Below are 446 nucleotides of genomic sequence, written 5' to 3'. Positions count from 1 at the left end.
CCGTATTCCTCTTCGGTGTCGGGCAGGTACTCGTCATCGAATCCGTCGACCGGACCGGCGAAGGTCGGCGGCACCGCATCACCGTCGGCCGTTCGCGGGCCGTCGGCCAGTCCCAGCGGCTGCCAGACCGCAGCGGCTTCGGCCGGATCTGGTTCGGTGTGATCGTCGTCCATTGTGGGGCGGCGTTCCGGGGGCAGCGGCCGCACATACCGGTCGCTGAGTGGGTCCAGATCGGGTCGATCCGACGCCAGCACGATTGCCGAATCGCGGATCTTCTTGAACGACATTTTCATGTCGTCGTCGGTTTCTTCCGGATCGTAGTTGCGAAGTGCGGAGTCGATCACACGCCGCGGCCAGAAGCTGTCGACGTTGCGCAGCTCGTCCAGAATCGCCCGTTCGTGATCGGACAAGGCCGCTGCTTGCTCGGCAGTGGCCGGCACTTTCGG

The 446-nt window shown here is 65.0% G+C and carries 1 protein-coding gene; it reads right to left on the bottom strand.

All coding sequences use genetic code 11. The features are described from left to right. On the bottom strand, window positions 1-410 hold a 410-nt coding region (locus IMZ11_RS44150; protein WP_228649726.1), incomplete at its 3' end, for a hypothetical protein. Window positions 411-446: the final 36 nt, after the last annotated feature.

This window comes from Microtetraspora sp. AC03309, assembly GCF_020826795.1.
Classification (GTDB): domain Bacteria; phylum Actinomycetota; class Actinomycetes; order Streptosporangiales; family Streptosporangiaceae; genus Microtetraspora; species Microtetraspora glauca.
Note: the sequence above shows the minus strand (reverse complement) of the source record. Positions and strands in the feature narration are given on the sequence as shown.